17 protein-coding genes and 1 pseudogene are annotated in these 26,478 nt (G+C 63.3%); 11 read left to right on the top strand and 7 right to left on the bottom strand.

All coding sequences use genetic code 11. The annotated features are described in order from the left end of the window. Window positions 1–145: 145 nt before the first annotated feature. The 4 genes from fhuA to fhuB all read left to right on the top strand — a co-directional run bounded on the left by fhuA (window position 146) and on the right by fhuB (window position 6,104). A complete protein-coding gene (fhuA, locus tag ACK3SD_RS14305) occupies window positions 146–2,347 on the top strand; it encodes a ferrichrome porin FhuA (RefSeq protein ID WP_481125912.1) in 2,202 nt (733 codons plus the stop codon). Between the two features lie 84 nt (window positions 2,348–2,431). After that, window positions 2,432–3,229: a Fe3+-hydroxamate ABC transporter ATP-binding protein FhuC gene (fhuC, locus tag ACK3SD_RS14300; protein ID WP_481125911.1), complete on the top strand. Its 798-nt coding sequence runs from the start codon at window positions 2,432–2,434 to the stop codon at window positions 3,227–3,229. Beyond that, window positions 3,229–4,128: a Fe(3+)-hydroxamate ABC transporter substrate-binding protein FhuD gene (gene fhuD / locus ACK3SD_RS14295; RefSeq protein WP_481125910.1), complete on the top strand. Its 900-nt coding sequence runs from the start codon at window positions 3,229–3,231 to the stop codon at window positions 4,126–4,128. The genes fhuC and fhuD overlap by 1 nt, the downstream gene beginning before the upstream one ends. Further along, window positions 4,125–6,104, top strand: a complete 1,980-nt coding sequence (fhuB, locus tag ACK3SD_RS14290) for a Fe(3+)-hydroxamate ABC transporter permease FhuB (RefSeq protein ID WP_481125909.1) — start codon at window positions 4,125–4,127, stop codon at window positions 6,102–6,104. Before fhuD ends, fhuB begins: the two co-directional genes overlap by 4 nt. Window positions 6,105–6,154: 50 nt before the next feature. Here fhuB and ACK3SD_RS14285 read toward each other — a convergent pair whose 3' ends face one another. Together ACK3SD_RS14285 and hemL are read right to left on the bottom strand one after the other, a co-directional pair. Beyond that, the gene (locus ACK3SD_RS14285) at window positions 6,155–8,851 is read right to left on the bottom strand and encodes an autotransporter family protein (RefSeq protein WP_481125908.1); all 2,697 of its coding nucleotides are present in this window, start codon (window positions 8,849–8,851) and stop codon (window positions 6,155–6,157) included. A gap of 315 nt (window positions 8,852–9,166) precedes the next feature. Continuing rightward, window positions 9,167–10,456 (bottom strand): glutamate-1-semialdehyde 2,1-aminomutase, encoded by a 1,290-nt coding sequence (gene hemL, locus ACK3SD_RS14280; RefSeq protein WP_137764218.1) that lies wholly within the window; start codon window positions 10,454–10,456, stop codon window positions 9,167–9,169. A 243-nt stretch (window positions 10,457–10,699) separates the two neighbouring features. Between hemL and clcA the strand changes: the two genes are divergently transcribed. Beyond that, entirely contained in the window at window positions 10,700–12,124 is a 1,425-nt protein-coding gene (gene clcA / locus ACK3SD_RS14275; protein WP_481125907.1) for a H(+)/Cl(-) exchange transporter ClcA, read from the top strand. An 84-nt stretch (window positions 12,125–12,208) separates the two neighbouring features. Beyond that, a complete protein-coding gene (gene erpA / locus ACK3SD_RS14270) occupies window positions 12,209–12,553 on the top strand; it encodes an iron-sulfur cluster insertion protein ErpA (protein WP_137764216.1) in 345 nt (114 codons plus the stop codon). 113 nt (window positions 12,554–12,666) lie between these two features. Here the strand turns inward: erpA and ACK3SD_RS14265 are convergent, their stop codons facing one another. The 4 genes from ACK3SD_RS14265 to mtnN all read right to left on the bottom strand — a co-directional run bounded on the left by ACK3SD_RS14265 (window position 12,667) and on the right by mtnN (window position 15,427). Next, the gene (locus ACK3SD_RS14265; RefSeq protein ID WP_481125906.1) at window positions 12,667–12,939 is read right to left on the bottom strand and encodes a hypothetical protein; all 273 of its coding nucleotides are present in this window, start codon (window positions 12,937–12,939) and stop codon (window positions 12,667–12,669) included. A gap of 322 nt (window positions 12,940–13,261) precedes the next feature. Then, window positions 13,262–13,882: a TRIC cation channel family protein gene (locus ACK3SD_RS14260; protein ID WP_481125905.1), complete on the bottom strand. Its 621-nt coding sequence runs from the start codon at window positions 13,880–13,882 to the stop codon at window positions 13,262–13,264. A gap of 1 nt (window position 13,883) precedes the next feature. Continuing rightward, window positions 13,884–14,726: a vitamin B12 ABC transporter substrate-binding protein BtuF gene (gene btuF / locus ACK3SD_RS14255; protein WP_481125904.1), complete on the bottom strand. Its 843-nt coding sequence runs from the start codon at window positions 14,724–14,726 to the stop codon at window positions 13,884–13,886. After that, window positions 14,726–15,427, bottom strand: coding sequence for a 5'-methylthioadenosine/S-adenosylhomocysteine nucleosidase (gene mtnN, locus ACK3SD_RS14250; protein ID WP_481125903.1), 702 nt, complete (start codon window positions 15,425–15,427; stop codon window positions 14,726–14,728). Before mtnN ends, btuF begins: the two co-directional genes overlap by 1 nt. Window positions 15,428–15,547: 120 nt before the next feature. On the opposite strand from mtnN, the gene dgt reads away from it, so the two are divergent. From dgt to ACK3SD_RS14235, 3 genes and pseudogenes are all read left to right on the top strand, one after another. Beyond that, entirely contained in the window at window positions 15,548–17,068 is a 1,521-nt protein-coding gene (gene dgt / locus ACK3SD_RS14245; RefSeq protein WP_481125902.1) for a dGTPase, read from the top strand. Window positions 17,069–17,222: 154 nt separating this feature from the next. Next, the gene (gene degP / locus ACK3SD_RS14240; RefSeq protein ID WP_481125901.1) at window positions 17,223–18,728 is read left to right on the top strand and encodes a serine endoprotease DegP; all 1,506 of its coding nucleotides are present in this window, start codon (window positions 17,223–17,225) and stop codon (window positions 18,726–18,728) included. Between the two features lie 210 nt (window positions 18,729–18,938). Further along, window positions 18,939–20,083, top strand: a pseudogene (locus ACK3SD_RS14235) (sugar diacid recognition domain-containing protein). A 5-nt stretch (window positions 20,084–20,088) separates the two neighbouring features. On the opposite strand, the gene barA reads toward ACK3SD_RS14235, so the two are convergent. Then, window positions 20,089–22,836 (bottom strand): two-component sensor histidine kinase BarA, encoded by a 2,748-nt coding sequence (gene barA, locus ACK3SD_RS14230; RefSeq protein ID WP_481125900.1) that lies wholly within the window; start codon window positions 22,834–22,836, stop codon window positions 20,089–20,091. A 60-nt stretch (window positions 22,837–22,896) separates the two neighbouring features. On the opposite strand from barA, the gene rlmD reads away from it, so the two are divergent. Both rlmD and relA read left to right on the top strand, forming a co-directional pair. Continuing rightward, window positions 22,897–24,231: a 23S rRNA (uracil(1939)-C(5))-methyltransferase RlmD gene (gene rlmD / locus ACK3SD_RS14225; protein WP_481125899.1), complete on the top strand. Its 1,335-nt coding sequence runs from the start codon at window positions 22,897–22,899 to the stop codon at window positions 24,229–24,231. 9 nt (window positions 24,232–24,240) lie between these two features. Next, on the top strand, window positions 24,241–26,478 hold the full coding sequence (gene relA / locus ACK3SD_RS14220; protein WP_481125898.1) for a GTP diphosphokinase: 2,238 nt from the start codon (window positions 24,241–24,243) through the stop codon (window positions 26,476–26,478).

The following is a 26,478-nucleotide window of genomic DNA, read 5'->3' as shown; positions in this document are numbered from 1 at the left end:
ATAACGGAAATAAGGTGAATTCTTCACCCGCTTATCAGGCGTCAGGCGCTTTCTGCTTGAGTTTAAAAATTCATCCGAATATGATTCGCTCTGCATAATAATAATTCTCGTTTACATTCCTGTTAACATCATTAGAGAAGCAACCATGCGCACACGCACACGTTCAGGCTTTACCTCAGCGGCTTCGTTCCCCCGTGGGAAAGTGGCGCTGGCCATTGCGGTTACACTCGGGCACGTCGCCCTGCCGGCCCTGGCGGCCGACACGACCCAGACCAACGGCAACGACACCATTACCGTGGTGGGCAGTGGGCCGAATGTGGCGCAGGAGAGCGCATGGGGGCCAGCCGCGACCGTGGCGGCCAAACGCAGTGCCACCGGCACCAAGACCGATACCCCGCTGCTGAAGACGCCGCAGTCGGTCTCCGTGGTCACCAGCGAGGAGCTGGAGATGCGCCAGCCGGACTCGGTCAAGGATGCGTTGCGCTACACACCGGGCGTTTTCGCCAGCCGTGGTAGCTCCGAGGCGCTGGATGTGGTCTCAATCCGCGGCTTTAGCTCGGTCAACACCAACCAGTACCTCGATGGCCTCAAGCTTCAGGGCGACAACTACAATGAAGCCGCGATGGATCCCTATATGCTGGAGCGCGTGGAGCTGATGCGCGGCCCGGTGTCGGTGCTGTATGGCAAGAGCAACCCCGGCGGCATCATCTCGATGGTCAGCAAGCGCCCGACCACCGAAACCCTGCGCGAAGTGCAGTTCTCGATGGGCACCGATAACCTCTACCAGACCGGCTTTGACTTTGGCGGCGCGCTGGATGACAACGGCGTCTACTCCTACCGCCTGACCGGTGTGGCCCGCAGCCAAGATGCCCAGCAGGAGCTGGTGAACGAGAAGCGCTACGCCATCGCCCCGGCCTTCACCTGGCACCCGGATGACCGCACCACCTTCACCTTCCTGAGCAACTTCCAGAATGAGCCAGAAACTGGCTACTACGGCTGGTTGCCGCGTGAGGGCACCGTGGTGCCTTACACCGACGCCAACGGCAAGGCGCGCAAGCTGCCGGTGGACTTCAACGAGGGGGAGGCGAGCGACACCTACTCCCGCAACCAGAAGATGGTGGGCTACAGCTTCGAACATGGCTTTGACGACACCTGGACGGTGCGCCAAAACCTGCGCTACAGCATGATCGACAGCCACTACATCGGCCACTACGGCAATGGTTACAGCGCGCCCGCCACCATCAACCGTGGCTACGTGGACTCCAGCGAGAAGCTAAATAACTTTAGCGTGGACACCCAGGGGCAGGCCAAATTCGCCACCGGCGACGTGGATCACACCCTGCTGGCGGGCGTGGACTACATGCGGATGCGCAACGATATCAATGCCGACTACGGCACCACCGGCGGCATCAACATGACCGCGCCGCAGTATGGCAATGATGACTACGACATCAATTTCCGCTATCACATCCTCAACCGTCAGGAGCAGACCGGCCTCTATGTGCAGGATCAGGCGGAGTGGAACCACTGGCTGCTGACGCTGGGCGGCCGCTATGACTTCGCCAAGAGCACCGTGCTGACCCGCAGCAGCAACACCACCGACAAGCGCCGCGACGAGCAGTTCACCTGGCGCGGCGGCCTGAACTACCTGTTCGACAACGGCATCTCGCCTTACTTCAGCTACAGCGAGTCCTTCGAGCCAGTCAGCGGCACCAGCCTGAGTGGCAAGGCGTTCGATCCTTCCCACGGCAAGCAGTATGAGGCCGGGGTGAAGTACATCCCGGAGAACCAGCCGATCAGCCTGACGGCAGCGGTCTACCAGCTGACCAAGGACAACAATCTGACCGCTGACCCGGCTAACTCTCTGTTCAGCGTCCAGAGCGGCGAGATCCGCTCACGCGGCGTGGAGCTGGAAGCCAAGGCGGCGGTCAACGCCAACATCAACCTGATCGCTTCTTACACCTTCACCGATGCCGAGTACACCAAGGACACCAACCTGAAGGGGCTGCGTCCGGTTGAGGTGCCGCGCAACATGGCGGCGCTGTGGGCAGACTACACCTTCCATGAGACGGCACTGAGCGGCCTGACCGTGGGCAGCGGCGTGCGCTACGTTGGCGCGACCTCCAGCCTGAACGCCGCCAACGAGCCGTTCAGCGTGGCGTCCTACACGCTGGTGGACGCCACCATCAAGTACGATCTGGCGCGCGCTGGCCTGCCAGGCTCCTCCGTTGGGTTGAACATCAACAACCTGCTGGATCGTGAGTATGTCTCCAGCTGCTACCGCGACTACGCCTGCTACTGGGGCACTGACCGCCAGATCGTGGCGACCGCCACCTTCCGCTTCTGAGCCTTGGGCCTCGCGGCAACGCGCGCATCCGGCCAGTCAGACTTTGGGCGCGCTGAAGCGCGCCCGTTTGCAAGACAGGGAATTATGCAGGATAACCACGTCAACACCCACGTTTCGCTGAGCCTGGAACAGGCCAGCTTCACCGTTCCGGGGCGCACCCTGCTGGCGCCCCTGACCCTCACCTTCCCGCAGGGCAAATTTTGTGGCCTGATTGGCCACAACGGCTCTGGCAAATCCACGCTGCTCAAGATGCTAGGCCGCCATCAGCCGCCCTCCAGCGGCGCGCTGCGGCTGAACGGCAAACCGCTGGGCACATGGGAGAGCAAAGCCTTCGCCCGCGAAGTGGCCTATATGCCGCAGCAACTGCCGCCCGCCGAAGGGATGACCGTGCAGGAGCTGGTGGCGATTGGCCGCTACCCGTGGCACGGCGCGCTCGGGCGCTTTCGTCACCATGACCGCGAGGCGGTCGAGCAGGCCATCGCGCTGGTGGGACTCAAGCCCTTCGCCCAGCGGCTGGTGGACAGCCTCTCCGGCGGCGAGCGCCAGCGCGCCTGGCTGGCGATGATGATGGCGCAGGAGACGCGCTGCCTGCTGCTGGACGAGCCGACCTCCGCGCTGGACATCGCCCATCAGGTGGAGGTGCTGGCGCTGATCAAGCGCCTGAGCGCCGAACGCGGCCTGACGGTGGTGGCGGTGCTGCACGACATCAACGTGGCGGCGCGCTACTGCGACCATTTGATTGCCCTGCGTGAGGGGCAGATGATTGCCAGCGGCAGCCCGCTCGAGCTGATGCAGGGGCCGGTGCTGGAGAAAATTTACGGTATCCCGATGGGCGTGCTGCCGCACCCCGGCGGCGGCGCCCCGGTGAGCTTTGTCTGCTGATGAGATCCCTGACCCAACCTGACGGCGTGCGCCGTCGCCTGTTGCAGGCGCTGGCGCTCTCGCCGCTGCTTGCCGCCTGGCCCTCACTGGCGGCCGCCCGCCCTGATTTGCGCCGTATCGTCTCGCTGGAGTGGTCTACCGTGGAGCTGCTGCTGACGCTCGGCGTGGTGCCGCTCGGCGTGGCCGATACCCACAGCTACCGCGAGTGGGTGAAAGAGCCAGCACTGCCGCCCGGCGTGGTGGACGTCGGGCTGCGTACCGAGCCAAACCTGGAGCTGCTGCAACAGCTGCGTCCCTCGCTGCTGCTGCTCTCCGCTGGCTATGGCCCGACGCCGGAGGCGCTGGCGCGTATCGCACCGACCCTCTCGCTGGCCTTCTATGACGGCAGCGGCCAGCCGCTGGACTCGGCACGCAAGGCGCTCTATCTGCTAGCTGACCGGTTGGCGCTGCGCCCGGCGGCCGATCGCCATCTGGCGGAGTTTGAAACGCTGCTGGCGCAGACGCGGGTAGCGCTACGCCCCTACGGCCAGCGGCCGGTGCTCCTTTTCTCTTTCCTCGATGCCCACCACGTACTGGTGTTTGGCAAAGGCAGCTTGTTTATGAATGTCCTGAATGAACTTGGCATCCCCAACGCCTGGCAGGGGGAGACCAACTACTGGGGCAGTAGCGTGATTGGTATTGAGCAGCTCTCAACCGTGAAGGGCGTGCGGGCGCTCTGCTTTGATCATGGCGATCGGGCGCAGCGTGACAGCATCATGGCCTCGCCGCTGTGGCGCTCCCTGCCGATTGCCCGTGACAATGCGGTCTCCATCGTGCCAGCCATCTGGTTCTACGGCTCCACCTCCAGCGCCATGCGCTTCTGCCGTTTGCTGCCAGCATCGCTGGGGGTGACGTCATGAGCCGCCGTCCGACCGCCACCGCGCTGCTGGTGCTGGGGTTGCTGGCCGCCGCCTGTCTGGCGCTGAGCGGCTATAACCTGCGTTGGCAGTTGCCGACGGATCGCTGGGCGCAGGGGTTCTGGCAGCCCGAGATCGATGACGTGCGCCAGATGGTGTTCCACTATAGCCTGTTGCCGCGTATCGCCGTCTCCTGGCTGGCCGGGGCCGGGCTGGCGCTGGCGGGCGTGCTGTTCCAGCAGGTGCTGCGCAATCCGCTGGCGGAGCCAGCGACGCTGGGCGTGGCCTCCGGAGCCAAGCTGGGGCTGACGTTAGCGACCCTCTGGACGCTGCCGGGCGGCCTGCTGACCCAACAGTTCGCGGCGCTGGCAGGCGCGCTGGTGGTGGGGGCGCTGGTGTTTGGCGTGGCGTGGGGCAAGCGCATCTCGCCGGTGACGCTGATCCTCGCCGGGCTGGTGCTGAGCCTCTACTGCGGCGCAGTGGATGGCCTGCTGGCGCTGTTCAACTATGATCAGTTACAGAGCCTGTTCCTCTGGAGCAGCGGCGCGCTCAACCAACAGGATTGGAGCGTGGCGCGCTTCCTGCTGCCGAGACTGGTATTGGCGCTGGTGCTGGCGCTGCTGCTGCTGCGGCCGATGACGCTGCTGGGGCTGGATGACGGCATCGCCCGCAACCTGGGACTCGGGCTGTCGGCGGCACGGCTGGGCGCGCTGGCGGTGGCGATCACGCTCAGCGCGATGATCGTGAATGCGGTGGGCGTGGTCGGCTTTGTCGGGCTGTTTGCGCCGCTGCTGGCGACGCTGCTTGGTGCTCGGCGCTTGTTCAGCCGCTTGCTGCTGGCCCCGCTGGTGGGGGCGCTGCTGCTGTGGCTGACAGACCAGATCATGCTCTGGCTGAGCCACTTCTGGCAGGACATCGCCACCGGTGCGGCCACCGCGCTGATTGGCGCGCCGCTGCTGCTGTGGCTGCTGCCGCGCCTGCGTAGCCGCAGCGTGCCGGGCCAGAGTGACGTGGTGCCTGCGGAGCGCGGCCACCTGCCGTGGTGGATTGGCGGCGCGTTGCTCTGTTTGCTGGGTGGCCTGTGGCTGGCGCTGGCCTTTGGCCGCGACATGGCGGGCTGGGTCTGGGCGCAGGGCGATCTCTTCACCCAACTGCTGCCGTGGCGGATGCCGCGCGCGCTGGCGGCGCTGGCCGCCGGGGTGATGCTGGGTGCGGCGGGCACCATGATGCAGAAGCTGACCGGCAACCCGATGGCCAGCCCGGAAGTGCTCGGCATCAGTTCCGGCGCGGCCTGTGGCGTGGTGCTGATGCTGTTCTTCGTGCCGGGCGACGCCTTTGTCTGGCTGCTGCCTGCGGGCAGTCTTGGGGCGGCGGCGACGCTGTTCATCATCCTGCTGGTGTCGGCGCGCAGCAGCTTCTCGCCGGAGCGGATGCTGCTGGCGGGGATTGGCCTGAGCACCGTCTTCACCACGCTCATCACCCTGCTGATGGCGAGCGGCGATCCGCGCATGGGGCAGTTGCTGAGCTGGATCTCCGGCTCGACCTACTCGGTGACTTGGGCGCAGGCATGGCGTAGCGTGGCGTTGGCGGCGATCCTGCTGGCGTTGACGCCGCTCTGCCGCCGCTGGCTGATGATCCTGCCGCTGGGCGGCGCGCTGGCGCGCTCGGTCGGGCTGGCGCTCGGCCCGAGCCGGTTGGTGATTCTGCTGTTGGCGGCGATCATGACGGCGGTGGCGACCCTGACTATCGGGCCGCTCAGCTTTGTCGGCCTGATGGCACCGCACATGGCGCGGATGATTGGTTTCCGCCGCGCGCTGCCGCAACTGGTGATGGCCTCGCTGATTGGCGGCCTGCTGATGTTGCTGGCCGATTGGGGCGGGCGGATGCTGCTGTTCCCCTACCAGATCCCGGCCGGGCTGCTGGCGACCTTTATCGGCGCACCCTACTTTATCTACCTGCTGCGCAAGCAGGCGTCATAAAAAAACGGCCACCCCTCGGGGTGGCCGTTTTGTTTGGCAGGGCAGGGCGCTTACCAGTTGACGCGTACGCCAACCGACCCCTGATAGTCGCTGTAGTGGTGCTCACCCCACTCGCCGCCGACCTGTCCCCAGAGTTGCACATGTGAGTTGGCGCTGCCTGACAGGCCAATCACCGCCTGATAGCGATTCTCCGGCATATCCTGATTCACCCACTCGCCGTCGAAGGCCATGCCGCCAACATCGGCACCGTTCTTCCAATTCGCCTCACCATAGAACTGCACAGCCTGTGAATCCAGCACGTTGCGGTTGGTCAGCCGCACGCCAAGGCGGGAGAAGAGTGCGTCATCGGCACCACTGCTTACCCGGGTGCCGTTGGCCTCGGTATGGTCGTCGCTCTCAAGGTGCGAGTAGATCAACTGTGCCTGCGGCGTGACGGCCCACTCGCGTGTCTCACCCCGGCCAAAGGGCAGGGTGTAGCCCGTTTCCAGAGAGGCCTGCACCCCCTGGCTATGGTAACTTTCGGACGCCAGATCCGCGCCGGTGACGTGGTTGTCGAATTTGTTGTACTGCACCCAGCTATCGGCATACAGCCCCTGCTGGCGCGCCGCATCCTGGAACCAGGTGGCGTAGGCTCCAACGCTGTAACCGGTGACGTCGCCCTTGGCGTTGTAGCGGTTCCCCTTGGCATGAGCATCGTTCTCACTGTCACCGATGCCGGCCATCAGCCCGGCATGCCAGCGCGCATCGCTGCTGGTGAAGAGATCGCCCCCCACCTGAAGCAGGGTGGTGGTGGTATCAACAGACAGCCCGCCGTTGCCCGCCTGGCTCTCGCTGGCGTTGCTCTTGATGCGTGCCCAGCCAAGGCCGCTCTCCTGGCTGCCCGCCGGGGCGTAGCGGTCGCTCATCTGGCTGATGAACATCTGCTGCGCGGCCAGTTGGTTACCCAAATAGGCACCCACTTCCGGGCGGTAGAGGGTAGGGGCATCCGGCACGGGTTGCAGCTCAGGCTGCGGTTCTGGCGTCGGCTCAGGTTGTGGTTCTGGCGTTGGCTCAGGCTGTGGGTCTGGATCAGGGGTTGGTTGCGGCTCGGGTTCCGCCTGCGAGCTAAGATACCAGCCGCCATTGCCGCTGTTCTGGAACAGGTTGTACTCATAGGCCCCGCTGACGGCACGGCCCGTCAGCGTAAATTGGCCGGAGGAGTCGCCGCCCACCGAGATCACCTCCATGCCCTGCACGGTCTGTGCGCCGAGGCCACCGATGTTGTTCACCACCAGCGAGGAGCTGCCGCGGCTGTCGCCCTCAATCACCAGCGCGTCCGTGGGGGCATTATCCCCCGCCAGTGCGCTGTTGATCACCACGGTGCCGTTGTCACCGGTGTAGTTGCCGCTGATGGTCAGGATGTTGCCAATCTCACTGCCGCCCAGTTGCAGGGTACCGCTGTTGGTGAGATTGCCGTTGACGCTGGTGGCGCTGGCCGGGCCATCCACGATGGCGTTATAGGCGGCAAAGGTGCCGGCATTGTTGACGTCGCCGGTCAGGGTGCCGGCGACGGCTGCCTGCGCATTAGTGGCGATGTTGAGCTGTGGCGTGGTCAACGTGCCGCTGCCATCCACCAGTAGGGTGGCCCCGCTCGCCACTTGCGTATTGCCTTTGGCGGTGACGTTGCCGGCCAGCGTCAGGCGACCACTCTCCACGTTGAGGGTGGTCGCATCACTGCCGGTCAGGTTGACGTTGCCGGAGAGCATCCAGTCGTCGCCTTGCATGGTCAGGGATTTGAAGCCATTCTGCGTGCTGTTTTTGTCACCCACAAAGTTGGCATCTTCACTGCCGCTGCCAATAAGTGTCAGGGTATTGGTGTCCGCAGTGCTGCTGACCACATCGCCCTCAATCACCGAACCCGTGCCGAGCGTCACTGCGTTGCTGCCGTTGGTGAGGTCAATGGCAGTGCCACTTTCACTGGAGATCGTGCCTTGGTTCAGGATGTTGACGCCGGTGGTGCTGTCAATTTTGATCGCCTGGGTTTTCGAGGCGATCACGCTGCCCTGCTGGTTGGTGAGGGTGCCCGTGGTGTCGTTGCCGAAATAGATGCTGACAGCGTCGGTCGTGATGGAGCCAGCATTATCCACCACACTCCGGGTGTTGCCGCCCATCATGTAGAGGCCATACGAAGCGCCTTCCAGCACGCTGCCCGCTGACCCATAGTAGCTGCCGCCCTGTTTATAATAGACGATTGACCCATTTACCTTGTGGCTGATGATCTTGCCGTCATTATTGACGGTCAGACTATTGCTCCCATAAATGGCATCGGATTCCGAGATGATAACCCCGCTGGCGCTATTATTGATGGTGGCGGAGCCAGACGCCAGAATGGCGGCGTCGGAACCAGCCAGTTTCGTCCCGGTGGCGGTGATCTGACCATTATTGGTAAAGGTATTATTTTGGCCAGTGATAGAAACGCCATTTTTACCAAAAATCATCATGTCTGGCGTGTCGGGGGTGTAGGTAATGGTATTGTTATTACCAGTAAGGCTAACCGCCGACCCGCTGCTGTTTGCGATATCATTATTAATAAGGATAGCTTGGTTGTCACCGGTATAGGTGACGGGTGCATCTGCCGCTCTGGCTGGGCCAGACAGCAAGGCGGTGCCTAGCAGAACCGGCAGGGTATGTTTGATATAGAGTGAAAGGGGCGAAAGTGTGCCCACGTAATCTTTATTAACGTCACCTTTAGTATGTTTTATTTTCATTATCTTATGACCGTGGAGTATTGGAAATCATTAAATTAACAAACTGTCCCTCCGGAGAGTCATATAGGTAAAAAGTGGAAGCGCTATGTAACTTAAAAGGAGGGGGTAGGTAGGAATCTATAGGGGGAATTTAAAGGCCGGGTCAGGGTTGTTCAATTAATTTTATTTTAATGATGTATTGATGTTGAGTTAAATGTTAAAGCTGAAAGGGTGAAGAACAGTTCGGGTGATCTGATGAAAAACCTCTTAACGCGCACCTTGGCAATAATAAAAATAAAAGGGGCCGTAGCCCCCTCATTATATTTTATCTAACGCTTACAGCTTGGCGAAGCAGCGGCGTGCCGCGTCCACGGTACGCTGGATATCTTCCGGGCTGTGCGCCAGCGACATGAAGCCCGCCTCAAAGGCAGATGGCGCGAGGTAGACGCCCTCGTCCAGCATCAGGTGGAAGAAGCGCTTGAAGCGCTCCACGTCGCACTGCATCACATCCTGATAGCAGGTGATGCTCTCTGCCTCGGTGAAGAACAGGCCGAACATGCCGCCGACGCGGTTCACCACCAGCGGGATGCCGCTCTCCTGAGCCGCGTTCAGCAGGCCGGTGGCGAGCTGCTCGGTCAGGTCAGTCAGGGTGGCGTGGGTGCCCGGCTGGGCGATCTGCGTCAGGCAGGCGTAGCCAGCGGCCATGGCGACCGGGTTGCCAGAGAGGGTGCCAGCCTGATAGACCGGGCCGGTCGGGGCCAGCGCTTCCATCACTTCACGACGGCCGCCAAAGGCGCCCACCGGCATCCCGCCGCCGATGATTTTGCCCAGACAGGTGAGGTCAGGCACCACATTGTAGTAGGCCTGCGCGCCGGCCAGCGCCACGCGGAAGCCGGTCATCACCTCGTCAATGATCAAGAGCGCGCCGAACTCGTCACACAGCGCGCGCAGGCCCGGCAGGAATTCTGGCAGCGGCGGCACGCAGTTCATGTTGCCAGCCACCGGCTCAACGATGATGCAGGCGATCTCCTCCGGGAACTGCTCAAAGGCAGCGCGCACCGAATCCAGATCGTTGTAGGTGCAGGTCAGGGTGTGTTTGGCGACGTCCGCTGGCACGCCCGGCGAGTTCGGCTGGCCGAGGGTCAGCGCACCGGAACCGGCCTTCACCAGCAGGTGGTCGGCGTGGCCGTGGTAGCAGCCCTCAAACTTGATGATCTTGTCGCGGTGGGTGTAGCCGCGCGCCAGACGGATGGCGCTCATGGTGGCCTCGGTGCCGGAGTTGACCATCCGCACCATGTCCATCGTCGGCACCAGTTCGGTCACCAGCTCCGCCATGGTCACTTCCATCTCGGTCGGCGCGCCGAAGCTCAGCCCGCGTGCCGCCGCCTCAATCACCGCCTCGCGGATGCCAGCGTTGTTGTGGCCCAGCACCATTGGCCCCCAGGAGCCCACATAGTCGATATAGGCCTTGCCGTCGGCGTCATACAGGTAAGCCCCGTCGGCATGTTCAATGAACAGCGGCACGCCGCCGACGCCGGTAAAGGCACGTACCGGCGAATTGACACCGCCGGGAATAAGTTGCTGCGCCTTGGCGAACAGACTTTCGGACTTGCTGTGTTGGCTCATGGTTAAGGCTCCTGAATGGTTCGCATCCCAGGGGATGCAGAGGTAAACCCCCCTATTCTAGTGAAACAGGGCGCGTTATGAAATCGTTGCTGGCCTGCTACGCGCCCGGCGGGGCGGGGAAATCGTGCCAATGTGTTGCAGAAAACGAATGGTGGCGATTCAGGCGGGACGCCCCGCCTGCCATCGAGTAGTATGATCCGCCGGGCTTTTTGGTGATTTCCGATCCTGATAAACGAGACCGTGATGATAACGCAACAAGAGAGGCAGCTTTCCGCCGCGCCCCGTCTGCGGCGCAGTGAGGTGTTACGGCAATTTCTGCGGCGTGACAAGACGCCAGTGGCGATTTTGGGGGTGGCGGCGCTGGTCGGGTTGGTGACCGGCCTGCTGGGCGTGGGCTTCGAGCGGGCGGTCGGCTGGGTGACGCAGCAACGGCTGGCGGCGCTCCAGGAGGCGAGCGCGCACGCCTGGCTGCTGTGGCCGCTGGCATTTGTGCTGTCGGCGCTGCTGGCGATGGTCGGCTACCTGCTGGTGCGCACGCTGGCGCCGGAGGCGGCGGGATCGGGCATCCCGGAGATTGAGGGGGCGCTGGAGGAGCTGCGCCCGGTGCGCTGGTGGCGCGTGATCCCGGTGAAGTTCATCGGCGGCATGGGCAGCCTCGGCGCGGGCATGGTGCTGGGGCGCGAGGGGCCGACGGTGCAGATCGGCGGCAACGTCGGCAAGATGCTGGTTGACCTGTTCCGGCTGAAGAGCGCCGAGTCGCGCCACTCGCTACTGGCGACCGGCGCGGCGGCCGGGTTGTCGGCGGCCTTCAACGCGCCGCTGGCGGGCATCCTGTTCATCATCGAGGAGATGCGGCTCCAGTTCCGCTACAGCCTGATCTCCATCAAGGCGGTGTTTATTGGCGTCATCACCTCCAGCGTGGTCTACCAGTACTTTAACGGCGCGGCCTCGGTGATCCAGATTGGCCGGCTCCAGGCGGCCGCCAGCGATACGCTCTGGCTCTACCTGCTGCTGGGGATGCTGTTCGGGGTGGTGGGCGTGGCCTTCAATGCGCTGATCTTCCGCATCCAGGATCTGTTCCAGCGCCTGCACGGCGGCAACCTGCGGCGCATCCTGCTGATTGGCGGGCTGCTGGGCGGCGTGTGCGGCCTGCTCGGCCTGATCCAGCCTGCGGCAGCGGGTGGTGGCTTTGGCCTGATCCCGGCGGCGGCGTTGGGCCACTACACGCTGGGGATGCTGCTGTTTATCTTCCTGAGCCGCATCGTGACCACGCTGCTCTGCTTCTGCTCCGGCGCGCCCGGCGGCATCTTCGCGCCGATGCTGGCGCTCGGCACACTGGCTGGCACCGCTTTCGGCATGGCGGCCGCGGCGCTGTTCCCGCACTACGGGTTGCAGCCGGGCGCCTTCGCCATCGCGGGCATGGGGGCGCTGTTTGCCGCCACGGTGCGCGCGCCGTTGACCGGCATCGTGCTGGTGCTGGAGATGACCGACAACTACCAATTGATCCTGCCAATGATCATCACCTGCCTCGGCGCGACGCTGCTGGCGCAGTTTCTTGGCGGCCAGCCCTTGTATTCCACGCTGCTGGCCCGCACCTTACAACGGCAGGAGCGTGAGCAGGCGGCGCGCGCCGCCGCAGAAAATGCCCCCGGGACGGTCAATACTTGAACGTATCAGCCGGGTATAAGATAATTGATCGATGTTCGGGCGCCATTGGTGCGGCCTGAAGTGAAACTGGTTGGGAGTATAAAGATGAGTGATGACGTAGCACTGCCCCTGCAATTTACTGAGGCGGCGGCACATAAGGTGAAGAACCTGATTGCTGACGAAGAGAACCCGAACCTGAAACTGCGGGTCTATATCACCGGGGGTGGTTGCAGTGGTTTCCAGTATGGCTTCACTTTCGACGATCAGATCAATGACGGCGACATGACCATTGAGAAAGCCGGTGTGGCGCTGGTGGTCGATCCGATGAGCCTGCAATATCTGGTGGGCGGTTCGGTGGACTACACCGAAGGGCTGGAAGGATCGCGCTTTATCGTCACCAACCCGAATGCCAAAACCACCTGCGGCTGCGGCTCCTCATTCAGCATCTGAGGCGTTCGTCAGGCAGAAAAAAACCCGTGTGCCAGTGGCAGACGGGTTTTTTTATTACTGTTTTTCTTATGGGTAAAACAAGGTTGCTGTGTATAGCTGCGAAGCGTCCTGACTCACCATTCAACCGTGATAAGCCGGGTGGTGCGCTCCACATTGCCCGCCAGATGGGTCTCTTGTTTCAAGGTTTGGGTACGGATAACCGGCTGATAGCGGGCATCGCTGCCGCACTCGGCCGTAGGGGTGCTGCCGGTCAGGGTAACCGCGCATTGAGGCACAATCACCAGACGGACATTGATCACGCCCTGGGCACCCTCGCCCTGACTTCCGATGGCCATTGCCGGCAAAATCCCCAGCGCCAGTAGCGCGCTGCACAGGAGGTATCGCATCGGTGGTATTCCTGGTGTTGAAGTACTCCAACGTACCGGCCGGTGACCCCGGCCTGATAAGGGTATCGGCAGGGGAGGGCGCTGGCTTTAGCCAATCTGGATCTCCCCAGGGTTAACCGGTTTACCGGTACGTGGAGCCCGCGCCGCAAAACAGACCGAAAAGGGAGTGTGTGGCGGCGGCAGGGCGCATGAGCAACCGGCCAAAGGCCGGGCTGCTCAGACGCGGTGAATATAACAGAACCGATCGATGGGGTGAATATGTTTTAATCAATAAATAATTAATTGATATTTCATCCCGGTTGAAGATTAATTTGCCAGTTGCTTATCCGTGGCTTTCCAGCTCAAAGGTCGGCAACTTCAGGTGCCAGCGGATGGCAGCCAGACGAATCACCAGCGTAATCGCCATGCCCAGCAGCGTCGCCTGCGGCAGCGGCAGGGCAAAGACCGAGTAGGCGAGGGTGTGGGCAATGCCGCCGACGATGCAGGCGGTGGCATAGATCTCGGTACGCAGGATCATCGGGATCTCACGCGCCAGAATGTCGCGGATGATACCGCCGCCGACGCCGGTAATCACTCCCATGCAGACCGCCACCAGCGGGCCAGTGCCCGCGGCGAACGCCTTGTTGACGCCGATGCCGACAAACACCGCCAGGCCGACCGCATCCAGCACCGGCAGCACCCACTTCGGCAGGCGGCGCGGCTGGCGCACCAGCAGGATGGTGAGCAGGCAGGTGAGCATCGCCACCACCAGATCGGTGGGATCGCGCACCCAGAACACCGGGCCATGCGCCAGCGCCATGTCACGGATGGTGCCGCCACCGACCGCCGTCACCACGCCCAGCACCAGTACCCCGAAGGGGTCCATCCGCAGTTTGCCCGCCAGCAATACGCCCGAGATGGCGAATACCGCGGTGCCTAAGATATCCAGAATTGAGAGCAACATATCAACGATCGTTCCGCGCAGAAGTGGGATCCGGCAGCGCCGCCAGCTGTGGGCAGAGCTGCTGTGCGGCCAGCATAATACGCGGGCCAGCGCGGCTGAACCAGTCAGAATTAACGGCGATCACCGGCACCGTCAACTGCGGCCGCCAGAAGGCGCTGACCGCCTGCTGCTGCGCCGCCTCACCGGGGGTGACGATCGCCGCCGGGTGGCGCATCAGCACCTGTTCGCGGCTCACCTGCGGCCACGGCATCCGGCTGTCGGCAAACACATTGCGCGCGCCGCACAGCGTCACGATCTCGCTCTGGAGAGTGTCGGCGGAGGCGGTGAACAGCGGCCGGGTGCCGAACTGCAACAGCACCGGCAGCGGGGTGGCGCGTGCGTAGTGCTGGCGCAACGCCTCCCGCTGCTGGCGCAACTGCGCGGCGGCCTGTTTGCCCAGAGCCGGCTGGTCGCTGTAGTCGGCGAGCCGTTCCAGCGTCTCTGCCACCTGCTCAATGCTCTGCGGATCGAGGGTGATCACCGGGATCCCCAGCGACGTCAGCTGGTCGAGGGCGCGCTGCGGGTTGCCGCCGCGCCACGCCAGCACCAGATCGGGCTTCAGCGCGACGATGCGCTCCAGGTTGATCCCCTGCCAGTTGGCGACCCGCTCCAGCGCCTTGGCCGCGGGCGGGTAGTCGGCGTACTCACTGGCGGCCACCAATTTCGGCTCCAGCCCGGCGGCGTAGGCCAGCTCGGTGAGGTTGGGGGCCAGCGCCACCACCCGCTGCGCCGGAGCCGCCTGCGCTGTTGCGATAAAAAAAGGCACTGCCAACAGCAGTGCCTTGAGGGAAGCGAACAGCCGCATCAGCCGCGCGACGCCAGCGCCTGAAGCATGGCATCTACCATGCGCGTGGATTGCTCAGCCGCCACCACCAGAAACTCCTCAAAGCTCAGGTGGGAAGCCTGATCCGCCACGTCGGAGATGGCGCGCACCACCACGAACGGGGTGCCGAACAGGTGGCAGACGTGGCCGATGGCTGCCGCTTCCATCTCCACGGCCGCCACCTGCGGGAAGGTCGCGCGAATGCGGGCCAGCGGCTCGGCGCCATTGATGAAGGCGTCGCCGCTGCACACCAGCCCGCGCACAGCATTCAGGCCCAGATCGCTGATGCAGCGTTCGGCCAGCGCAATCAGCTCGCCATCGGCGGTGAAGGCCGCCGGGCAGCCAGCCATCTGGCCCGGCGCGTAGCCGAAGGCGGTGACGTCGGCATCGTGGTAGCGCACTTCGTCAGAGACCACGATGTCGCCCACTTTCAGGGTGGCGGCCAGGCCACCGGCGGAACCGGTGTTGATCACCACGTCCGGGCGGCAGTGCTCCAGCAGCAGGGTGGTGCCCATCGCGGCGGAGACCTTGCCAATGCCCGATTTGAGCAGGGCCACCTCCACGCCATGCAGCGTGCCGGTGTAGATTTCGCAGCCGGCGCGTTGCAGGGTCTGACGGTTTTCGATCTTGTCGCGCAGCAGGGTAACTTCCTGCTCCATTGCGCCGATGATGCCAACTTTCATAGAGATACTCGCTGATAAAGGTAGAGGACGATTTCGCATTTTCCTGTGGCCGAGTAGTCTATCATGGCTAAAAGCCAGAGATAATGCGTAATGGGCCGCGTCCTGCGGCGGGGGAACAGCATGGCGGCAATTGATTTTCGTAAAAAATTCAGCGTGGAGCGTCCCTTCAGACCGCAGCGGCAGGTGCTGGAGGAGCTGGACGCCTATGACATTGTGCGCCAGTTCGAGAGCGATCGCGGGCGCATCATCAACTCGGCGGCCATCCGCCGGTTGCAGCAGAAGACGCAGGTCTTCCCGCTGGAGCGCAACGCCGCGGTGCGCAGCCGGCTGACCCACTCGCTGGAGGTGCAGCAGGTGGGGCGGCACATCGCGAAAGAGATCCTGCACCGCCTTGGTAAGGCTGACCGGTTGGCGGCGCTGGGGCTGGAGCGGCTGGTAGCCCCGTTTGAGAGCGTGGTGGAGATGGCCTGCCTGATGCATGACATCGGTAACCCGCCGTTCGGCCACTTCGGCGAGTCCGCCCTCAATGACTGGTTCGGCCGACGGATGCGGGTGGCCGACTGCGCGCCCGGCGCGGAGGATGCCTGCCCGGTGCCGTTCCTGCGGCTGCGCGCTGGGGAGGAGACGCTCAATGCGCTGCGTGGCCGCATTCGCCACGATCTCAGCCACTTTGAGGGCAACGCGCAGGCCATCCGGCTGGTGTTCAGCCTGCTGCGCCTCAACCTCACGCACACCCAGGTGGCCTGCATCCTGAAGTATACCCGCCCCGCCTACTGGGCCGGGCCGGTGCCGGAGCCATACAGCTACCTGATGAAGAAGCCGGGCTACTATCTGGCGGAGGAGCCGCAGATCCGCCAGCTGCGCACGGCGCTGGATCTGGGCGAGTTCCAGCGTTTCCCGCTCACCTACATCATGGAAGCGGCGGATGACATCTCCTACTGCATTGCCGATCTGGAGGATGCGGTGGAGAAGAAGATCTTCACCGTTGACCAGCTCTACCACCACCTGCAACAGGAGTGGGGCAGTGCGCAGGCTGGCGACCTGTTTGATCTGGTGGTGGGCACCGCCTATAAAAAGATGGCGGCCGCGCGCGACTATCGCCACCCCATTGACTACTTCTTTATGGAGTTGCGGGTGCAGACCGTCAAACGGCTGGTGCCCCATGCCGCGCAACGCTTCATCGACAACCTGCCGCAGGTGTATGAGGGGACGTTGAATCAGGCGCTGCTGGAGGATGAGAGCCAGGCTAACCGGCTGCTGGAGGTGTTCAAGACCGTTGCCTTCCGCCAGGTGTTCAACCACCATGAGGTGGAGGAGCTGGAGTTGCAGGGCTACCGGGTGATCAGCGGCCTGCTGGATATCTACAGCCCGCTGCTGGAGATGCCGTGGGAGGATTTCCGCCAGCTCAACGAGCAGGATACCCATCGCCGCTACCCGATTGAGACGCGCCTGCTGCACAAGCTTACCGCCAAATACCGGCTGGCCTACAATCAGGCGGTGAATCAGCTGGTCACGCTGCCGGAGGTGGAGCAGCCGGTGTGGGAGTACTACTACCGCGCGCGTTTGATCCAGGATTACATCAGCGGCATGACCGATCTCCATGCCTATGATGAGTACCGACGGCTGGCGGCGGCGGAGTGATTAAAATCTGTTCTTTTGTAAAGGCGTTGAACACTTTTTTACCATTGCTGAATCGACGCCAGTGAACTTAAGGTAGTTAATTACATCTTATTCAGCATGGCTGCACAGTCAGTATTGTTTTTATCGTATTAATAAATTAAAGAGATACAGACGCATGAAAAACTCCTCTTTGTTCCTCAGCGCCTTGGCGCTTAGCATTGGAATGGCTTTTGGCCCCGCCTCCTCCGCACTGGCTGCGGAAACCGCCTCCTCGGCACTGGCTACGGAAACCGCCTCCTCGACACCGGCTGCGGAAACCGCCTCCTCGAACATGACCCAACTGCCGAGTCTGGCGCCGATGCTGGAGAAAGTGATGCCGTCCGTTGTGAGCATCAACGTCGAGGGCAGCACCACGGTCAACACGCCGCGCATGGGCCAGCAGTTCCAGCAGTTCTTCGGTGACGACTCGCCGCTCTGCCAGGATGGCTCGCCGTTCCAGCAATCCCCGCTCTGTCAGGGCGGCGGTGACAACCCGCGTGGCGGCAACCCGCGTGGCGGCCGCCAGTCCCAGCAGCCGTTCCAGGCGCTTGGCTCCGGGGTAATCATTGACGCCGACAAGGGCTATGTGGTCACCAACAACCACGTGGTGGACAACGCCACCAAGATCGTGGTGCAGCTCAACGATGGCCGCAAATTTGATGCCAAGGTGATCGGCAAAGACCCGCGCTCCGACATCGCGCTGATCCAGCTGAAAGAGGCTAAAAACCTGACGGCCGTGAAGATAGCCGACTCCGAGGCGCTGCGCGTCGGTGACTACACCGTCGCCATCGGCAACCCGTACGGGCTGGGTGAGACCGCCACCTCCGGCATCATCTCGGCGCTGGGCCGCAGCGGGCTGAACATTGAGAACTACGAGAACTTCATCCAGACGGATGCCGCCATCAACCGTGGCAACTCCGGCGGCGCGCTGGTCAACCTGAACGGTGAGCTGATCGGCATCAACACCGCGATCCTCGCGCCGGACGGCGGCAACATCGGTATCGGGTTTGCCATCCCCAGCAACATGGTGAAGAACCTCACCAGCCAGATGATTGAGTTCGGCCAGGTGAAACGTGGCGAACTGGGCATCATGGGCACCGAACTGAACTCCGAACTGGCGAAGGCGATGAAAGTTGACGCCCAGCGCGGCGCGTTCGTCAGCCAGGTCATGCCGAAATCGGCGGCGGCGAAGGCCGGTATCAAGGCCGGGGACGTGATCCTCACCATGAATGGCAAGGCTATCTCCAGCTTTGCCGCCTTCCGCGCGGAGGTGGGTACGCTGCCAATCGGCACCAAGCTGGCGCTGGGCCTGCAACGTGACGGCAAGCCAATAACGGTAGAAGTGACGCTGGAGCAGAGCCAGCAGGCGCAGGTCGATTCCGCCACCATCTTTACCGGCATTGAGGGCGCGGAGCTGAGCAACACCGAGGTCAACGACCAGAAGGGCGTGAAAGTGGACAACGTGAAGCCGGGTTCTGCCGCAGCACGCATCGGCCTGAAGAAGGGCGACGTGATTCTCGGCGTCAACCAGCAGCCGGTGGCCAACCTTGGCGAGCTGCGTAAGATCCTCGATAGCAAACCGTCCGTTCTGGCGCTCTCGATCCAACGCGGTGACAGCCAGCTCTATCTGCTGATGCAGTAAGATCCTGACGGTCCACACGATTTAAAAGGCACGGGAGACCGTGCCTTTTTTACGTCTGTGGTGGTCATTATTTCTGCCGCACCTAAAATCGTCTTTCATTCCGTTGTCATCGCTTATTTATCCACTGTGTGCATTTTGTGCGTTTATACAAGGCGGCGTGGCGTGCGGCGGCGTATGCTGCCAGACAGGTCAGAGCAGTGGAGGGAGCAGATGGCGGCATATCAACTGGAAGCGGGCATGGCGCAGGAGATCGTCTCCCGCACCATGCAGATCATCGACAGCAATGTCAACGTGATGGATGGGCGCGGGCGCATCATCGGCAGTGGCGATCCGCAGCGGCTGGGTGAGCTGCATGAGGGGGCACTGCTGGCGATCGCGCAGGGGCGGCGGGTGGAGATCGATTCCGCCGTGGCGCGCGGGCTGCACGGCGTGCGGCCGGGGGTGAATTTGCCGCTGCGCATCGACGGCGAGATTGTCGGCGCGGTGGGGCTGAGCGGCGAGCCAGAGACGCTGCGTCGCTACGGCCAGCTGGTCAGCATGACCGCTGAGATGATGCTTGAGCAGGCGCGTTTGCAGCAACTGCTGGCGCGCGACAGCCGGCTGCGGGAGGAGTTGGTGCTCAACTTGATCCGGGCGGAGGGCGGCACGCCCTCTTTGGCGGAGTGGGCGCAGCGGCTGGGGGTCAACCTTGACCAGCCGTGGGCGGTGGCGCTGATTGAGGTGGAGGGGCAGGGGCCAGACGCTGGCAGCGCGCTGCATGAGATGCAGGCACTGCTCGCCGCGCCGGGGCGGGAGCCGCTGCTGGCGCTGGTGTCACTGCATGAGCTGGTGTGGCTGGTGCCGGCGCCGGAGGGGAGGCGCGTGGCGATGCGCTGCGGGCGCGGATGGAGGCATTATTGGCGCGCGCGGCGGCACAGGGGCTGGAGGTGCGGCTGGCGCTCGGCAACGGCTTCAGCGGCCCCGGCGGCATTGCCCGATCCTACCGCACGGCCCGTGCGACGCTGGCGGTGGGCAAGCAGCAGCTGCCGGCGCAGCGCGGCTACTTCTACCCGGATCTGCGGCTGCCGGTACTGCTCGACAGCCTACGCGATGGCTGGCAGGCCGAGGAGTTGGCGCAACCCTTGGCGCGTCTGCGGGAGACGGACAGCAACGGCCTACTGCGGCGCACGTTGCGCGCCTGGTTCGCCCACGACGTGCAGCCCGGCGCGGCAGCGCGCGCGCTGTTTATCCATCGCAACACGCTCGAGTACCGCCTCAACCGCATCGCCGACGTGACCGGCCTCGACCTCACCCGCTTTGACCACCGGCTGCTGCTCTATGTGGCGCTGCAACTGGAGGCTCCCCAGCCCGAGTGATCGGCTTAGCCGCCGCGCAGCTGGATCTTCGCCGCGTTGGTGACGTTCTCAATCTCATCCAGCAACTCTAGCCACTCCGGCTCCAGTGACAGCGGGCTGGCGTGCTGGCGCAACTGCTGCTCCAGATAGAAACAGAGATGCTTGAGGCGCGGTACGCCGCTGTAGCTGCAACTGCCGTGCAGCTTGTGGATCAGCGCCTGAATGGTGTCATCGTTGGCGCCGTCCAGCACCGCCTGTACCCGCTCGCTGACCTGCGGCAGGAAGTCGATCAGCATCTGCAACAGATCGCGCGCTAGATCCTCTTTATTGGCGGACTGGCGCAGCGCCAGATCCCAATCCAGCGAGGGCAGCGGATCGCCCGCGGTGGGGCTGATGACCAGCGCCGCTGGCTCGAGCGGTTCCACCTCCGGCGCGTGGTAGCGCGCCAGCACCCGTTTCAGCATCGCCTCATCGATCGGTTTCGCCAGATAGTCGGTCATGCCGGCCGCCAGCAGGTGCTCATGCTCGCCAGCCAGCGAGTGGGCGGTGACGGCGATGATCGGCGTCTGGCTGTGCTGCGGCAGCTGGTGGATCAGTTCGGCGGCGCGAATGCCGTCAATCTCCGGCATCTGGATATCCATCAAAATCACATCCAGTGCCTGTTCGCGCGCCAGCGCCAGCGCATCCACCCCGCTGTCACACAGCAGCACCTCCTCCACCAGCTCCTCCAGCAGGGTGCCGATCAGCTTCAGGTTGGCCGGGTTGTCATCCACCGCCATCACCGTCAGCGGCAGGCGCGGCGGCTTGTTGCCGAGCAGCCCGGCCTGACGGTCATCCAGCAGCAGCGGCAGCAGGCGCACGCTGGAGATGGGCTTGATCAGGCAACCCTGCACGCCCAGCTGCTTGAGCGCTTCGGCGTCAATCTGCAACTGCGAGGGGAGCGCCATGATCACCCGGTCGGCCAGCGCCACGATGCTCGGCATCCGCTGCTTGTACTCACGCAGCATGTGGCGCTTCTTCAGCGGCACGCCAATCAGCAGGATGTCAAAGTGCTCCTCCGGCAACTGGCTGAGCAGCGAGGCGTAGGTGATCTCCAGCGGCGTAGTGGCGAGGATCTCCAGCGTCGCCTTGGCGGCGGCGTCGTTGGCCTCGACGTAGGCCAGCCGCTTGCCCTGCAAGGGTGCCATCGGCTGCGGGCTAGGCAGGAAGTTGTCGTTCAGCTCAATGTTGATGTGGAACCAGAAAGTGGAGCCGCGGTTAAGCTGGCTGTAGAAGCTGATGTCGCCCCCCATCTCCTTGACCAGCTTTTGGGTGATCACCAGCCCCAGCCCGGTGCCGCCGTGGCGGCGCGAGATGCTGGCATCCGCCTGGCGGAAGGCCTGGAACAGCTGCGACTGCTGGCGCTCGGAGATGCCAATGCCGGTGTCGTGGATCTGCACTTCCAGCTCCGCCTTCATGTGGTCATGGGAGCGCAGCTCGACGTTGATGTCGATATTGCCGGTTTCGGTGAACTTGATAGCGTTACCGAGCAGGTTGGTCACCACCTGTTGCAGGCGCAGCGGGTCGCCGATCACCTGCTCCGGCACGTTGTTCTGCACGTTCAGCGTCAGCTCCAGCCCCTTCTCATGGGCGGAGTGCGCCAACAGCACCACCACCTCATCCAGCGTCTCGCGCAGCGCGAACGGGATGTGCTCCAGCACCAGCTTGCCGGCCTCCAGCTTCGAGAAGTCGAGCACGTCATTGATGATGGTCAGCAGGTTGTTGGCGGAGCGCTCAATGGTTTGCAGGTAGTCGCTCTGGGTCGGCGTCAGCGGGGTCTTCAGCGTCTGGCGGGTGAAGCCAATCACGCCGTTGAGTGGGGTGCGCAGCTCATGGGACATGTTGGCCAAAAATTCAGACTTGATGCGCGCTGCCTCTTGGGCACGCTTCTTCGCCAGATCCAGTTCGACGTTCTGGATCTCCATCTGCTCCAGCGTCTCGCGCAGGTCAGAGGTGGCCTGATCGATATTCTGCTGCATCTCCTCATGGTAGGCGGTCAGGGACATCGCCATCGAGTTGATGCCGTTTTTCAGCATGTCCAGCTCACCCAGCATGTAGCCCTCCACCCGGCTGTCGAGCTGGCCGCGGCGGATGCGGTCAACGGTGTTGACCATGTTGCGGATTGGGCCGGTGACATCGCGCATCAGCCGGTAGGCGAACAGGATGGCGATGCAGAGGCTGAGCACCAGCAGCAGGGTGGCGACAAACACCTCCTTATACTGCTGGAGGCGCACCGAGTTGAGATCCAGCTCAATGGCGATGTAGCCGAGGTTGTCGGTTTTCAGCGCGGGCGCGTTGTCGCTCTCGTCCGGCGCGCTCTCCTCCGGGGTAATGGGCGTGCGCAGGATCAGTTCGTCGCCGATGCGGCTCACCATCAGTTCCGTGGGCATCGGCGTGCCCTGGCTGATTTGCAGCTGGGTGTAGTTGCGGTGGTAGTTGGAGGTGACGAACAGCCGGTTGTCGCGGTCAAACACCGTAATCGAGCGCACGATGTCAGAGTGGCGGCGGTGCAGCAGGCTTACCAACTGGCGCACCGACTCGCGGTTATTGAAGGTCATGCCATACTCGCTGGCGACCGCCAGCGGCTCAATGATGCCAGCACCGGCATCCACCAGCTGATCCTGCAACTCATTGTACCGGTGGACCACAAAGAAGGTGCTGAGCAGCAGGCCGATCAACAGGGTCGGTGCCAGGATCAAAATCATCATCCGTGCGCGAAGGCTATATTTGGTCATGGGATTCCAATATGGGAGAATTGGCAGCTAATTAGCTTCATTAACACGCGTGCAATCAATATGGCCCAATTCTACTCTCCAAACCGCCGTGTGACGACCCGGCAAACGGTGACGGTTACCGCCACCGATCTCGATACCTTCGGTCAGGGCGTGGCGCGCCACCAAGGCAAAGCGCTGTTTGTGCCCGGTGTGCTGCCCGGCGAACAGGCGGAGGTGACGCTCACCGAAGAGAAGCGCCAGTTCGCCAAGGGCAAGCTCAAGCGTCTGCTGACGCGCAGTGAGGAGCGCGTGGCCCCGCCATGCCCGCACTATGGCGTCTGCGGCGGTTGCCAGATCCAACACGCCGCCACGCCGTTGCAGCAGCGCAGCAAATCGGCCGCCCTGCTGCGGATGATCGCGCGTGAAACCGGCATCACGCCAGAGGCGCAACCGGTGATTGCCGGGCCGGAGTATGGCTACCGCCGCCGGGCGCGCCTCGGGCTGGTGTGGCAGCCGAAGGCGAACCGGCTGGTGATGGGCTTCCGCCAGCAAGGCTCCAGCGAGCTGGTGGCGGTCAGCCGCTGCCCGGTGCTGGTGCCTGCGCTGGAGGCGCTGCTGGTGCCGCTGCACGCCTGCCTGAGCGGGCTGGCGGCGGTGCGTCGGCTCGGCCACGTGGAGCTGGTGCTGGCGGAGGCCGGGCCGCTGGTGGTGCTGCGCCACCTCGACCCGCTGAAAGAGGGCGACCGCGCGCGGCTGGCGGCCTTTGCCGCGCACCACGCGCTGACGCTTTTCCTCGACGGCGGGGAGGGGCAACTGACAAAAATGTGCGGTGACGATCCGCACTATCAGGTGGATGGCTTATCATTGCGTTTCAGCCCGCAGGATTTCATTCAGGTGAATGATGCCGTCAACCAGCAGATGGTGCAGCAGGCGCTGGCCTGGCTGGCGCTGACGCCCGACGATCGCGTGCTCGATCTGTTCTGCGGCATGGGCAACTTTACCCTGCCGATCGCCCGCCGCGCGCGGGAGGTGGTGGGCGTGGAAGGTGTTGCCACGCTGGTGGCGAATGGGCAATATAACGCACAGATAAATTCGCTGAATAATACCCAGTTCTTTCATGCCAACCTGGAGGATGAAAGTACCTGGCAGCAGTGGGCACAACAGGGGTTCGACAAGGTATTGCTCGACCCGGCGCGGGCTGGCGCGGCAGGGATCATGCCGCACATCGCCAAACTTTCTCCATCACGGATTGTCTATGTGTCCTGTAACCCCACCACACTGGCGCGGGACAGCAATGTCCTGCTCGGGGCAGGCTACCGGCTTGCAGAAGTGCGGATGCTGGATATGTTTCCACAGACTGGCCATCTGGAGTCCATGGCCCTGTTCATCAAGCCGCCCGCGACGCCGGGCAAGTAGGGAGAAGATATGGTTGCGGTAAGAAGTGCGCATTTGAATACGGCTGGCGAGTTCGCGCTTGATGCGTGGATTGAGAGTTTGGGGCTCCCCAGCCAGCAATCATGTGAGCGTCTGGCCGAAACCTGGCGTTATTGCGAGCAGCAGACCCAGGGCCACCCCCTGGCCTCGCTGCTGCTGTGGCGCGGGCTGGAGATGGTTGAGATCCTCTCCACCCTGAGCATGGACAATGACAGTATGCGCGCGGCGCTGCTGTTCCCGCTGGTCAATGAGGGGATCATTGACGAGGCCACCCTGACCGTCGAGTTTGGCGGCGGCATCACCGCGCTAGTGCATGGCGTGATCGACATGGACGCCATTCGCCAGCTCAAGGCGACGCAGAATGACTCGATGGCCTCAGAGCAGGTGGACAACGTGCGCCGGATGCTGCTGGCGATGGTCGAGGATTTCCGCTGCGTGGTGCTGAAGCTGGCGGAGCGCATCGCTCACCTGCGCGAGGTCAAGGACGCGCCGGAGGATGAGCGCGTGCTGGCGGCGAAGGAGTGTACCAACATCTACGCGCCGCTGGCGAACCGCCTCGGCATCGGCCAGCTCAAGTGGGAGCTGGAGGATTTCTGCTTCCGCTACCTGCACCCGGACGAGTACAAACGCATCGCCAAGCTGCTGCATGAGCGCCGCATCGACCGTGAGCAGTACATTGATGATTTCGTTAACAACCTGCGCCGCGCGATGCAGGAGGAGAACATCAAGGCCGACATCTACGGCCGCCCCAAGCACATCTACAGCATCTGGCGGAAAATGCAGAAAAAGGCGCTGGCCTTTGATGAGCTGTTTGACGTGCGCGCGGTGCGCATCGTGGTGGATCGCCTGCAAGATTGCTACGCGGCGCTGGGGATTGTGCACACCCACTATCGCCACCTGCCAGATGAGTTCGACGATTACGTCGCCAACCCGAAACCCAACGGCTACCAGTCGATCCACACCGTGGTGCTCGGCCCGCGCGGCCTGCCGCTGGAGATCCAGATCCGTACCCGCCAGATGCACGAAGATGCCGAATTGGGCGTCGCGGCGCACTGGAAGTATAAAGAGGGCACGGTGGTGGCCGGCCGCACCGGCTACGAGGAGCGCATCGCCTGGCTGCGCAAGCTGATTGCCTGGCAGGAGGAGATGGCCGACTCCGGCGAGATGCTCGACGAGGTGCGCAGCCAGGTGTTCGACGACCGGGTCTACGTCTTTACGCCGAAGGGCGACGTGGTCGACCTGCCGACCGGCTCCACGCCGCTCGACTTCGCCTACCACATCCACAGCGACGTCGGCCACCGCTGCATTGGCGCGAAGATTGGCGGGCGCATCGTGCCCTTTACCTACCAGTTGCAGATGGGTGACCAGATCGAGATCATCACCCAGAAGCACCCGAACCCGAGCCGCGACTGGCTCAACCCGAACCTCGGCTACATCACCACCAGCCGTGGGCGTTCGAAGGTGCACAACTGGTTCCGCAAGCTGGATCGCGACAAGAATATCCTCGCCGGCCGCCAGATTCTGGATGATGAGCTGGCGCGCCTTGGCATCAGCCTGAAAGAGGCGGAGAAGCTGTTGATCCCGCGCTACAACGTCAATTCGCTGGATGAGGTGCTGGCGGCCATTGGCGGCGGCGACATCCGCCTTAACCAGATGGTCAATTTCCTCCAGTCGCAACTGAACAAGCCGACCGCCGAGGAGCTGGATCGCGAGGCGCTGCGCCAGCTGACGCAGAAGAGTGGGCCATCCCAGCAGCGTGCGGCCAACAAGGACAATGGCCGCGTGGTGGTGGAGGGCGTCGGCAACCTGATGCACCACATCGCCCGCTGCTGCCAGCCGATCCCCGGCGATGAGATCGTCGGCTTCATCACGCAGGGGCGCGGCATCTCGATCCACCGCGCCGACTGCGACCAGCTGGCGGAGCTGCGCTCCCACGCGCCGGAGCGGCTGGTGGACGCGGTGTGGGGCGAGAGCTACTCCAGCGGCTACTCGCTGGTGGTGCGCGTCACCGCCAACGATCGCAGCGGCCTGCTGCGCGACATCACCACCATTCTGGCGAATGAGAAGGTGAATGTGCTGGGCGTCGCCAGCCGCAGCGACACCAAAGAGCAGCTCGCCACCATCGACATGGAGATTGAGATCTACAACCTCCAGGTGCTGGCGCGCGTGATCGCCAAACTTAACCAGCTGCCGGACGTGATTGAGGCGCGACGCCTGCACGGGAGCTGA

The sequence above is a fragment of the Chimaeribacter sp. YP20170169 genome (assembly GCF_056739715.1).
The sequence above is the reverse complement of the archived record's forward strand: the minus strand, read 5'-3'. Positions and strand labels throughout refer to the sequence as shown.

What these genes read in the sequence shown, in the direction of transcription:
- fhuA (WP_481125912.1), top strand. Translation starts at nt 146, where the DNA reads ATGCGCACACGCACACGTTCAGGCTTTACCTCAGCGGCTTCGTTCCCC.
- fhuC (WP_481125911.1), top strand. Translation starts at nt 2,432, where the DNA reads ATGCAGGATAACCACGTCAACACCCACGTTTCGCTGAGCCTGGAACAG.
- fhuD (WP_481125910.1), top strand. Translation starts at nt 3,229, where the DNA reads ATGAGATCCCTGACCCAACCTGACGGCGTGCGCCGTCGCCTGTTGCAG.
- fhuB (WP_481125909.1), top strand. Translation starts at nt 4,125, where the DNA reads ATGAGCCGCCGTCCGACCGCCACCGCGCTGCTGGTGCTGGGGTTGCTG.
- ACK3SD_RS14285 (WP_481125908.1), bottom strand. Translation starts at nt 8,851, where the DNA reads ATGAAAATAAAACATACTAAAGGTGACGTTAATAAAGATTACGTGGGC.
- hemL (WP_137764218.1), bottom strand. Translation starts at nt 10,456, where the DNA reads ATGAGCCAACACAGCAAGTCCGAAAGTCTGTTCGCCAAGGCGCAGCAA.
- clcA (WP_481125907.1), top strand. Translation starts at nt 10,700, where the DNA reads ATGATAACGCAACAAGAGAGGCAGCTTTCCGCCGCGCCCCGTCTGCGG.
- erpA (WP_137764216.1), top strand. Translation starts at nt 12,209, where the DNA reads ATGAGTGATGACGTAGCACTGCCCCTGCAATTTACTGAGGCGGCGGCA.
- ACK3SD_RS14265 (WP_481125906.1), bottom strand. Translation starts at nt 12,939, where the DNA reads ATGCGATACCTCCTGTGCAGCGCGCTACTGGCGCTGGGGATTTTGCCG.
- ACK3SD_RS14260 (WP_481125905.1), bottom strand. Translation starts at nt 13,882, where the DNA reads ATGTTGCTCTCAATTCTGGATATCTTAGGCACCGCGGTATTCGCCATC.
- btuF (WP_481125904.1), bottom strand. Translation starts at nt 14,726, where the DNA reads ATGCGGCTGTTCGCTTCCCTCAAGGCACTGCTGTTGGCAGTGCCTTTT.
- mtnN (WP_481125903.1), bottom strand. Translation starts at nt 15,427, where the DNA reads ATGAAAGTTGGCATCATCGGCGCAATGGAGCAGGAAGTTACCCTGCTG.
- dgt (WP_481125902.1), top strand. Translation starts at nt 15,548, where the DNA reads ATGGCGGCAATTGATTTTCGTAAAAAATTCAGCGTGGAGCGTCCCTTC.
- degP (WP_481125901.1), top strand. Translation starts at nt 17,223, where the DNA reads ATGAAAAACTCCTCTTTGTTCCTCAGCGCCTTGGCGCTTAGCATTGGA.
- barA (WP_481125900.1), bottom strand. Translation starts at nt 22,836, where the DNA reads ATGACCAAATATAGCCTTCGCGCACGGATGATGATTTTGATCCTGGCA.
- rlmD (WP_481125899.1), top strand. Translation starts at nt 22,897, where the DNA reads ATGGCCCAATTCTACTCTCCAAACCGCCGTGTGACGACCCGGCAAACG.
- relA (WP_481125898.1), top strand. Translation starts at nt 24,241, where the DNA reads ATGGTTGCGGTAAGAAGTGCGCATTTGAATACGGCTGGCGAGTTCGCG.